General features: G+C 49.6%; 10 protein-coding genes and 1 pseudogene. 7 read left to right on the top strand and 4 right to left on the bottom strand.

Annotated elements, in window-relative coordinates:
• A pseudogene (locus tag KH703_RS07390) lies at positions 1–275 on the top strand (amino acid ABC transporter ATP-binding protein); the annotation flags it as partial.
• A 20-nt stretch (positions 276–295) separates the two neighbouring features.
• Positions 296–1156, top strand: coding sequence for a cysteine ABC transporter substrate-binding protein (locus tag KH703_RS07385; protein ID WP_304295262.1), 861 nt, complete (start codon positions 296–298; stop codon positions 1154–1156).
• Between the two features lie 627 nt (positions 1157–1783).
• Here KH703_RS07385 and KH703_RS07380 read toward each other — a convergent pair.
• The 4 genes from KH703_RS07380 to KH703_RS07365 form a co-directional block, all read right to left on the bottom strand.
• Complete coding sequence (locus KH703_RS07380; protein ID WP_304295261.1) at positions 1784–3169, bottom strand: DUF3137 domain-containing protein; 1386 nt, start codon at positions 3167–3169, stop codon at positions 1784–1786.
• A gap of 197 nt (positions 3170–3366) precedes the next feature.
• Positions 3367–4560, bottom strand: a complete 1194-nt coding sequence (locus KH703_RS07375; protein ID WP_304295260.1) for a MalY/PatB family protein — start codon at positions 4558–4560, stop codon at positions 3367–3369.
• Position 4561: 1 nt separating this feature from the next.
• Positions 4562–5404 (bottom strand): DUF3737 family protein, encoded by an 843-nt coding sequence (locus tag KH703_RS07370; RefSeq protein WP_304295259.1) that lies wholly within the window; start codon positions 5402–5404, stop codon positions 4562–4564.
• Between the two features lie 431 nt (positions 5405–5835).
• A complete protein-coding gene (locus KH703_RS07365; protein WP_304295258.1) occupies positions 5836–6315 on the bottom strand; it encodes a hypothetical protein in 480 nt (159 codons plus the stop codon).
• Positions 6316–6431: 116 nt separating this feature from the next.
• On the opposite strand from KH703_RS07365, the gene KH703_RS07360 reads away from it, so the two are divergent.
• The 5 genes from KH703_RS07360 to KH703_RS07340 all read left to right on the top strand — a co-directional run bounded on the left by KH703_RS07360 (position 6432) and on the right by KH703_RS07340 (position 9792).
• Positions 6432–6794, top strand: a complete 363-nt coding sequence (locus tag KH703_RS07360; protein WP_304295257.1) for a YegP family protein — start codon at positions 6432–6434, stop codon at positions 6792–6794.
• A complete protein-coding gene (locus tag KH703_RS07355) occupies positions 6795–7241 on the top strand; it encodes a hypothetical protein (protein ID WP_304295256.1) in 447 nt (148 codons plus the stop codon). It abuts the gene before it with no gap.
• 571 nt (positions 7242–7812) lie between these two features.
• The gene (gene moaC, locus KH703_RS07350) at positions 7813–8283 is read left to right on the top strand and encodes a cyclic pyranopterin monophosphate synthase MoaC (RefSeq protein ID WP_297882536.1); all 471 of its coding nucleotides are present in this window, start codon (positions 7813–7815) and stop codon (positions 8281–8283) included.
• The gene (locus KH703_RS07345) at positions 8261–8521 is read left to right on the top strand and encodes a DUF493 domain-containing protein (RefSeq protein WP_177386659.1); all 261 of its coding nucleotides are present in this window, start codon (positions 8261–8263) and stop codon (positions 8519–8521) included. The genes moaC and KH703_RS07345 overlap by 23 nt, the downstream gene beginning before the upstream one ends.
• 11 nt (positions 8522–8532) lie before the next feature.
• A complete protein-coding gene (locus tag KH703_RS07340) occupies positions 8533–9792 on the top strand; it encodes a hypothetical protein (protein ID WP_304295255.1) in 1260 nt (419 codons plus the stop codon).
• Positions 9793–10058 lie beyond the last annotated feature (266 nt).

Genomic DNA, 10058 nt, shown 5'->3' with positions numbered 1-10058 from the left:
TGAAGCCCAAGATCATGCTTTTTGACGAGGTTACCGCGGCGCTTGATCCCGAAATCGTGCGCGAGGTGCTCGACGTAATGCTAAATCTCGCCAAAGAGGGACAGACGATGCTAATCGTAACGCATGAGATGGGCTTTGCGCGCGCCGTAGCCGATCGCATAGTTTTTATGGACGAGGGAAACATCGTCGAAATTAACGAACCGGGGGCGTTCTTTACCGCTCCAAATAGCGAGCGCGCGAAGAAATTTCTAAATATGTTCGAATTTAAAAAATAAATTTTAATAAAGGAGAGGCTATGAAAAAGGTATTGGCTCTATTTCTCGCGCTGGGCGCGCTGTTTTTTGCAGGTTGCAACGACGAGGGCAAAGGCTCCTCAAATTCCGCGCAAGGTTCCGCCGCGCCGCAAAGTTATATCGACGGGATTAAAAAGCGCGGCGTAGTAAGGATCGCAGTTTTCGGCGATAAGCCGCCGTTTGGTTACATAGATGAAACGGGCAAAAACGCGGGATATGACGTATATTTTGCAAAACGTATCGCAAAGGAGCTTTTGGGCGATGAGAGCAAGGTTCAGTTCGTGCTCGTAGAGGCCGCCAATCGCGCGGAATTTTTGGCGTCGGATAAGGTCGATATCACGCTTGCAAATTTTACCGTCACGCCGGAGCGCAAAGAGGTCGTGGATTTCGCACTGCCGTATATGAAGGTAGCCCTCGGCGTCGCGAGCAAGGGCGGCGATATCACCGACGTTTCGCAGCTTAAAGACAAAACGCTTTTAATCAACAAAGGCACGACCGCGGATCTGTATTTTACGAAAAACCATCCCGAGATCAAGCTTTTAAAATTTGACCAAAATACCGAGACTTTCGGTGCGATGCTGGACGGCAGGGGCGATGCGATCGCGCATGATAATACGCTTTTGTTCGCATGGACGAAGTCAAACCCGGGCTTTAAGGTGGGTATCCGCTCGCTGGGCGATCAGGACGTCATCGCGCCTGCGGTCAAAAAGGGTAACGACGAGCTTCGCAAATGGCTTGACGATCTAATCGTAAAGCTCGCGGGCGAAAACTTTTTCCATGCCGACTACGACGCGACGCTAGCGCCGGTATACGGCGACGACATCAAGGCTGACGACGTCGTAATCGAGGGCGGGAAGCTATAAATTTAGATTCGCCGTCTAGTTTAGCGGGGCGATCTTACTAAGCCCCGCAAGCTCGCAGCGACGCTGGCGCCGTAGCTTTGCCGAAACGGCGTCCATAAACGCCCATAGGCGGCGAGTGCTTTATAAGCTAGCTAAATTTATCGATCTAGCAGCAAAGTTTTGCTTCCGCACGACAAAATTTAGCCGAGCCAAAATGCAAGCTTAGCGCGGGTCGTCGCGGCAAAATTTAAGTCGCGCACGGCGGCGTAAAATTTCAAGCGATAGTAGAATTCTAATGCAAACTGCTCGTGCGGTAAAAATTTTGCCGTGCGAGCAATGATAAATAGCAAGCGCTCGCTCGTTAAACGGATCGGGAATTTATAAAATTTATCGGTTCATGCAGCTTGCAAAGTCTTATACGAACGCCTCCCGCGTGCGTTTAATCTTTCGATTGACTCGTGCGAAGGAGCGATCGCACATCCGCCCAAACGCACGATCCGCGGAATGCATTCATTTCCACGCCCAGCTACACAGCCCATCTGTGCCGCTAAGCATACGATCCCGCGCGCTTTGTCTGCATATCTGTGTGTCGCCAGAGCTGTATGCAGCCCGCCGTCTTAGCCATACTCCACAGCGCCGCCGCTTGCCTCATTCGCTCCAAATTTTACGGTTCAAATTTAGCTCGCTCACGATACCCACAAGCGCGCCGATCTCATCTACGTAAAGCGCTATCGTAGCGTCCTGCTTTAGCGAGCAGTCGATTCTAGGCTCGAAATTATCGCGCCAGGTCTCGATCGCCACGTAAATTTTATCCTCCCTTAGCACCGCGTTTATCTGAGAGCCCAGTCTTAGATAAACCTCCGTCAGTCGCTGCATCAAAAGCGGCGTCAGAGCGTATCTAGCGCCCACTTGATCGGTCGTATAGACGTCGAAAAACTCCTCAAATTTCACGTCGTCCATATTCGCTCGCTGCCCGTATCTGCGCAGATTTCGTGAGTTTTTGTGACACACCCGCACCTCGCAGTTAAGCCTTTTGTGAAAATCCGCGACGAAAAGCACTCCGTGGAATTTTACGTCGGTGCGAGTGCCGTTTTTGGTGCGCACCTTTTCAGCGGCATAAAAGTCGCTAAATCTAACGCGCACGCCCTGCACCTCCCCGCTCATCATATCCTCGCTCGATTGCTCGTTTATGTAGCAGTCGTAAATTTCAAAAAACTCATCTGCTGTGAGCCCGCCGCTTTCATCGTAGCTAAGCCCAAAGCTTTTTGCGATGCTCGCGATGACCCTATTTTTAAAATTTGATCTGAAATTTCGTCTTTTGCTCGCCGTCAAAAGAGCGCTCACGACGCCGTAAACAGCCACGCCGAAAAATGCTCCGACCGCCACTTCGTCCCAAAAGAGCGTCACCAGCGCGCCCACACTGGTTCCTACGGCAGCAGCGACGAGACCGGCCTTTTTCACCGCTTTTTGCAGCGCCGCGCGCTCATCCTCTAGGCCCTGTAGATCGGCTAGAAAGTTAAATTTTGATCCGGCTGCTCCGTCTTTTTCGCTCCCGCCCTCTTCTTCGGCGGCTTTAGGCTCAAACCTTCCGTAAGTAGCGCTCATACGGCTATCGCCGTCTTTAAAGCCGCTACCCTCGCCCGCTTCAGCTTTTAATACCTGCCCCTCTTTCGCATCGAAGCTAAAAATTTGCCCTTTTTGCGCCGCGCCCTGCCCTAATGCGTCCGTATCTTGCGCCGTATCAAAGCCGCTAAATTTATCAAAATTTGCGCGCTGCGCGCCCTCATTTTTGCCAAAGCTTAAGCCGCAAAATAGACGGTAAAGCAGTCCATTTAAGACTGGAAAGACGATGAAAAGCGCGACTATGAGCCAGTTTGTATCAAACGGGACGGGCTCCGCCCTCGTATTTAAAAGCACGTAAAGTCCGACTAGCAGCAGGGTTATTAAAAATGAGATAAGCTTGCTAATGCGCGCGAGCTTTTCGCGCCGTTTTTCAAGTAGGTAAAGCTCCTCCAGATCGCCGTTTCTATCCATAATCCGCCTTTTGTAACGCATTTAAGCGCCGGTTTATTTGTCGCGCGCTAAATTAAACATTCGCGTGCCGCCGCCTGATAGCCGCTAAATTTAGCGTAAAGCTTGCGCCCTGCCGCAAAATTTTAAAATTTGCTCCGCCGCTTTAAATTTGGCCGTTATAAAATTTTAAATTTAGTCCTTGCCGCGCCGCAGTTCGTTTAATGCGGGCAAATCTTTAGCGCCTCTTTCAGCCGTCCTAGCCCGTCTTTTAGCAGCGCCCTAGAGGTCGCGATATTTAGGCGCAAAAATCTCTCGCCGCCCTTGCCGTATTGCGCGCCGCAGGAGAGATACAGCCCTGTTTTTTCGCGGATGAAGCGCGCAAGCTCCGCGCTATCCTGCGTGTAAGCGCCCGCATCAAGCCACATAAGATAGGTCGCGTCTTGCGGCACGACGCGCACCTGCGGAAGCTCGCGGGCGATAAATTCCGCCGCGAATTTACGATTTTCGCTGAGGTATTCTCGCAGAGCATCCAGCCACGCGGCACCCTTCGTAAATGCGACGATCGCGCCCTGGACGCCGAAAAAATTCGGCTCGGCGATGTCGTCGGAATTTAGCGCTTTTGAAATTTTATGACGCAAGCGCTTATCCGCGGCAAAAACCGCCGCGCTTTGCAGCCCTGCGATATTAAACGCCTTCGTGGGCGCGATTATGCTGGCTGAGATCCTCTCGCAGCTCTTACTTGCCGCAGCAAATGGCGTGTAACGCACGCCCGGCTCGGTCAGATCACAATGCACCTCATCGCTAAGCACGATCACGCCGTGCTTCTCGCACAGCTCGCCGATACGGGCGAGATCGTCCCTGCTAAAGGTGCGACCGACCGGATTGTGCGGGTTGCAAAGGATAAAAAGCGTCGTCTGCGGATCGGCGAGCTTAGCCTCTAGATCCTCCAAATCGATGCTATAATCGCCGCTAGCGTAGGTAAGCTCATTTTCCACAGGCACGCGGGCGGCGTTTTTGATGCAGTAGTAAAAGCAGTTATAAACGGGGCTCATCAGCAGCACGTTTTCGGCGGGCGAGGTGAGCTTGCGGATGATCGAATCGATCGCAGGCAGCGTACCGCCGGCATAGATCAGCCACTCCTTTTGGATTTCATAATCGTGGCGCGCGAGCCACCAGCCTTGATACGCGCTGCGCCACTCATCATCGATAATCGAATAGCCCAAAACCCGCTCATTTAGCCGCTTTTGCAGAGCCTCGATGATCTCGGGCGCTACGGCAAAGTCCATATCCGCGACCCACATCGGAAGCTCATTCTCACCTACGTCCCATTTAAGCGACTTCGTGCCACGGCGGTTCGGTAGAGTGTCGAAATCATATTTCTCCTTGCCGCTTATAAAATCAAAAAGTCCCATCTTACGCCCTTAATTCAGTAATGATTTCAGTTTTAGACGCATCCGTTGCGCCGTCTAGGATCAGCTCGCTGATACTTGCCGCGCGGATCAGCCCGCTGCTTGGATTTTTGACGCTATCGATCGCGCCTTTTACCTCGGCACGGACGTCGCTGTATTCAAACGCTAGCGTCGTATTTATCAGCTCGCAGTCTTGCAAGCGCAAATTTTGCATATAGCAAAAGCCCTGTAGGCTCTCGATCTTACAGTTTCGCAGCGTTACATTTTTGGAATTCCAGCCGAAGTATTCGCCCGCGATGAAGCAGTTCTCGACCACGATATTTTCGCAGTTCCAAAACGCGTCCTTGGATAGGAGTTTGGAGTTTTTGATCGTTACGTTTCTGCAGCCGTCGAAGCAGTAATCCCCGAAGAGCGATAGATTTTCGATGCTTAAGTTTTCGCAATCAAGCCCGAAATACGCGCCCTTTGCGGTGACGTTTTTTAGCGTGACGTCGCTGCAGTGCCACAAGGTCTCTTGCGCATCATGAAATTCTACGTTTTGCAGTGCGGCATCTTTTACGCGGCGAAGTCCTTTAGGCGCGCCGTAGAGGCAGTCTTTTAGCACCACGCCGCGGCTATACCAGATCCCTGCGCGCGCGACCTCGTCGAATAAACAATCCTGCGCGCGGATATTTTCGGCATACCAAAACGGATATTTCCACTCAAATTTACAGTTTTGCGCGACGATATTTGCGCTGTGTTTTAGCGGCGACTCGCCCTCGCCAAAGACGGAATTTTCGATCCGCAGATCTTTTGCACCGAACAGCGCGCGCTCGCCGCTAAAGTACTTTTGTCTTAATATTTGCATGGCTTTCCTTAGATTTTAAAATTTGCTTCAGATTATACAAGGAATTTCAAAATTCCGCATAGATTAGGCGTATGAAACGCAAGCGAATTTTAAAAATTTTAAAATTTAAAGGCGGCGAGGGGCTAAATTTGATGTGCTGCGGTAGCGGTTACGAAACACATGCGGCGAATGCGCGGCAAATAGCCGCGCGTTTATAAAGGCGTTTTTGTAAACGCCCTAATGAAGCGCGCCTAGATCACTACGGCTATTCGTGTATTCGTTTAGGCACCCGTATCTGCCCACGATAGGCACCACTTGAAAGCCGAATAAAAATTTATCGCGAGCGGCGCCTTATAAAATTTGTAAAATTTTCTACAATCAACGTGCAAGTTCCCCTAAAGCGTCGTGTCTGAAAAAGCGCAAATTTTACCCCGCGCACAAACGGGGTGCGTCTAATGCTCGTGGTGATGCAAGTGCGCGTCTTCGCCGCGGTCTCGATCCGTAGCACGCTTTCGCAGATCAAAATACACGGAAAGCCCGCTGGGCTCGCCATCCTCGTAAATTTCAAGCTTGTAGCGCATTACGGCGTGCGTGCACACCGCAACGTCAAGCGTCGCTTCATAGCCGTCTGCGCTGCGCTTTAGCGGAAATTCCGCATTGCCCATATTCATACTCACGCCCGAAATTTTAACGCTCGGATTTTTCAGCTCACGCGAAATTCCGCTTATTTTTAGCTCGTTTGCTCCCGCTTCGATCGGATGACGCGCCACGCTAAAGAGCGCCTTCTGCCCGCCCGCGTTAGTCTCGCAGTCCTGTGCGGCTAGATTGCAACCCAGACGCGTCCTTATATCCTTAAATAATGCATCGCTTTCATCAGCGCCAAATCCCAAAGCAGCGGCGAAAATCAAGCTAAAACGTAGAGTCTTTATCATTATGATCCTTTGTAAATGAAATTTGTGCGCAATTTTAGCAGAAAATTCCGCGCCTATTAAAAATATTTATTAAAATTTTAGCTAAAATAACAATATCTTCTACGAAAGGATGAAAAATGGCTGAGTTTTTAATCAAAGACGCCAAGGACGGCTGCAAATTCGATCTACTTTATGACGGACACGTGCTATGTACCTCCGAGGTTTATACGAGCAAGGCCGCTTGCAAAAACGGCATCGAAAGCGTCGTAAAAAACGCCGCGCTAAATAAGATCGAGGATCAAATCGCAGGCGGAGAAAAGCTAAATAATCCGAAATTTGAGCTTTACACCGATAAAGCAGGCAAGATTCGCTTCCGCCTAACGGCCAGCAACGGACAGATCATCGCGGTTAGCAAAGATTTTGAAGCCAAAGCGGACGCTCTAAAAGTAATAGAGCTTATCGTAAAACAGGCTCCGAAAGCCAAGATCAAGGAGGCGTAAATGGACATAAACGGACTTGTAAATATGGTCTCTGCGCTCAAAAGCGACGATAAAAATTTAAGAGAATTTCAAAGCGGTCCGGTCGCTTTTATCGAAAAATTTCTAGGCGTGGACCTGCCTGACGACCAGATAAATGCGATAATTGCGGGCATCAGCTCAAATTTTTTAAGCAAAAACGAAAGCGGAGGATCTAGCTCGCTAGGCTCGATGCTGGGCGGACTTTTGGGCGGCGGCGAGGACGTGCAATCAAACGCCGTCGATAGCAAAGGGGTGGATTTCAGCGCGCTGATCGGCAAAATCGCAAGCGCCAAGCTTGACCTCAACGGCGATGGCAAAATCGATATCAACGACGCAAGTAGCTTTTTGGGCGATCTTTTAGGAGGCGGCGCAAACGGCGAAGATAAGGGGCTAAGCTTAGGCAACCTGCTAAAAACATTTAAAATTTAAACGAGGCTAAATTTAAAATGCAGGCAGGATTTTGCGCGGCGATGTTTAAATTTGCACGCGCTATTTTAATCCGCGCCTGCGTCGCTATGACGCTCGCGTGAAGGGTTTAAATTTACGCTACGTTGCGCGCGAGGCATTAAATTTAAGCCGCTTCTTTGCGGTGTTTTGTTTATGGCAGCTTGGCAGAGCGCCCTGCTCCGTTCTTTTGATCGTCCATATTGAGCTAAAATAACCGCGAACTGCTTTAAATTTTATCTTTGCTCTTTAACATCCGCTTTAAATTTAGTCGCTTTTTGGCTCCGTTTTATTTCTCTACCCATTCAAATTCCCACGTAGCGCGCCAAAGCGTATCGTCAAATTTCATCAAAATTTTAAAAACGGCTATAAATTAAGCGCGAAAGAGTTCGCCTAAAAAGGATATATTTTATTTATATTTACTGTTTAGGTAGTATAATCGTTCTCGTCCGACAAGATAAAACCTCCTTTTTGTATGAAGCCCGAGTTTAAAAGCTCGGGCTTTTTTTATGCCCGAAATTCTGCTATAATCCCGCCAAAAACTGCAAGGAAATTTATGCTCACACATATCGACGAAAATAATATGCCGCGCATGGTAGATGTCGGCGCCAAGGATGAGAGCGAGCGCGTAGCCACCGCTAGCGGCATCATACGAATGAGTGCGGAGGCGTTTGCCGCCGTTAAGCAAAACACGGCCAAAAAAGGTCCCGTACTTCAAACCGCCGTCGTTGCCGCGATAATGGGCGCTAAAAAGACGAGCGAGCTAATACCAATGACTCATCCGCTTACGATTACTTCGATTAAAACCGATATTGAGGAGCTTGCGAGCGAGTGCGCGTTTAAGCTTTTTGTAACTGTAAAAATCACGGGCAAAACGGGCGTCGAGATGGAGGCGCTAACGGGCGTGAGTGTGGGGCTACTGACGATTTATGATATGCTAAAAGCGATAGATAAATCGATGCAGATCACAGGCATCGTGCTGCAGCGCAAAGAGGGGGGCAAGAGTGGCGTGTATACTAGGAGCTGAAAAGCCAAAAATCGACTATCCGCTCTTTTGGGAATACAAAGTAGTCCTAGACGCGGCTACCCAAAAGCGTGAGCAGATCGATGAAATTTTAAAGGGCGAAGATTACAAAATAGACTTTTCGCGCTTTTCAAACGGCGGCAAATATATGAGCTTCAACGTAAGCGTTTTCGTCAAGGACGACTTACATCGAAACGAAATTTTCGAGCGCTTAAAAGCCCACTTTAAATATGTATTGTGACAGGAGATGAAATGAAAGAAGCAATAATCAAAAAATTCGGCGCCGATCTCGCGCAAATTAGCGACGAGGAGCTAGCGGTCTGCGTGCGAAATTTAGCTTTTGAACAAAGCCTTCAGGCTCTACGCGGACTTGGCGAAGATGTTAAAAGCGCTAAAAGCGCCAAGCTCATCTTAAGCTTTGCCGCCGAGCTTAACGAAATAGGGGCTCTAAAGGACGCCTCCTCCGAAGCGCTAATCGAAGGGGTGAAAAAGGCGTTGTGCGACGAGGACGAGCAGGGGCTTTACAAGCTCATCTACGACTACGACGATCTGCGCAAAAAGATCGCTTGTAAACAAAAGGCGATTAAAAGCCTTGTTTTGCGCAGCTATGATGATCTGGATACCGCGCTGCAAAACGCAAGCGAAGCAGAGCTAAAAGAGCGCATAGGCTCGGCACTACAGCGAGCTATCGCGAGCAAACTTCCGCTTGCGGACGTACTGAAAGAAGCGAGCGAACTGGCCTTCATAAGCGTGCTAGAAAGCGGCACCGACATCGAGGACACCGCGCACGAGACGGCGAAAAACATCGCATTTTCGGCTATCGGCGACGGAGAATTTACGAAATTCCGCACTAAAGAAATTTCAAAAATCATCATAAATCGCGCGATTTTCGTCGCAAACGAGAGCAAAAATACCGCCTCTGCGCTGATTAGAGGCGCGATTTTAGGCTGCTACGACGGCATAAACAAAGCCGCCGAAAGATACCGCGACGAGCTAAGTTTCTCGCCGGCAAGCGACGCACAGAGCCTAGAGAACGAAAGGCTTCAAATTTCGCAGATGAGCGAGCTATTTAGCGCCGTGCTAAGCGACGCGGTCGCAAGCTCGGAGGAGCCTGCTAAAAGCGAGATCGCCAAGATCGCCGATGAAGAATTCGACGGCTACCTGGCTAAATTTAGAAAAATTTCAAGCGATCTTGCCGAGCAGCTAAGCGCCAAAATTGGCGAAATCGAGCTTGGCGAGCGCGCGAAAAAGGCAAGCGCCAAGGCGCGCGAAATCACTCAAGAACTAAGCCAAAAAAGCGCCAAAATCATCGAAAACCTCGATCTGGACGAGAAACTGGACGCAATCAAAAAAGAGCTTAGCGAGTTTGAAAAGAAGATGAGCCAAAAATTTGCCGAGCTAAAAAGCTCCGAGGTCGCCAAAAACGTAAGCGAAAGAGCGCGCGAGATGAGCGCTAAGGCTTACGAGGCTGCAAAAGAAACGATCGCCAAACTAAAGTCCAAAAAGGACTAAATGGGCGCCGCGGGCGCGAAATCCCTAGCGGTAAACACTCAGCGCTCACTGCTTTGCGCTGCAAAATTTACTAGCATGCCTTAAAGCTCGCGTGCCCTAAAAGAAAGGAGCTTTCGTTAGAGTTTGCGAGGCCTGCGCAGAATTCTTTATGCGCTTTAAAGGCGATATAAAATTCCATGCTGATAAAGAATTTTATGAATTTTGCGTAGCTGAGTTTAGATACGCGCTGCAAAATTCCGTGCCGCCAAAAATCCTACGGCGATGTG

Source organism: Campylobacter gracilis (assembly GCF_018374135.1).
GTDB classification, from domain to species: Bacteria; Campylobacterota; Campylobacteria; order Campylobacterales; family Campylobacteraceae; genus Campylobacter_B; species Campylobacter_B gracilis_A.
The sequence above is the reverse complement of the archived record's forward strand: the minus strand, read 5'-3'. Positions and strand labels throughout refer to the sequence as shown.

What these genes read in the sequence shown, in the direction of transcription:
- KH703_RS07385 (WP_304295262.1), top strand. Translation starts at nt 296, where the DNA reads ATGAAAAAGGTATTGGCTCTATTTCTCGCGCTGGGCGCGCTGTTTTTT.
- KH703_RS07380 (WP_304295261.1), bottom strand. Translation starts at nt 3,169, where the DNA reads ATGGATAGAAACGGCGATCTGGAGGAGCTTTACCTACTTGAAAAACGG.
- KH703_RS07375 (WP_304295260.1), bottom strand. Translation starts at nt 4,560, where the DNA reads ATGGGACTTTTTGATTTTATAAGCGGCAAGGAGAAATATGATTTCGAC.
- KH703_RS07370 (WP_304295259.1), bottom strand. Translation starts at nt 5,404, where the DNA reads ATGCAAATATTAAGACAAAAGTACTTTAGCGGCGAGCGCGCGCTGTTC.
- KH703_RS07365 (WP_304295258.1), bottom strand. Translation starts at nt 6,315, where the DNA reads ATGATAAAGACTCTACGTTTTAGCTTGATTTTCGCCGCTGCTTTGGGA.
- KH703_RS07360 (WP_304295257.1), top strand. Translation starts at nt 6,432, where the DNA reads ATGGCTGAGTTTTTAATCAAAGACGCCAAGGACGGCTGCAAATTCGAT.
- KH703_RS07355 (WP_304295256.1), top strand. Translation starts at nt 6,795, where the DNA reads ATGGACATAAACGGACTTGTAAATATGGTCTCTGCGCTCAAAAGCGAC.
- moaC (WP_297882536.1), top strand. Translation starts at nt 7,813, where the DNA reads ATGCTCACACATATCGACGAAAATAATATGCCGCGCATGGTAGATGTC.
- KH703_RS07340 (WP_304295255.1), top strand. Translation starts at nt 8,533, where the DNA reads ATGAAAGAAGCAATAATCAAAAAATTCGGCGCCGATCTCGCGCAAATT.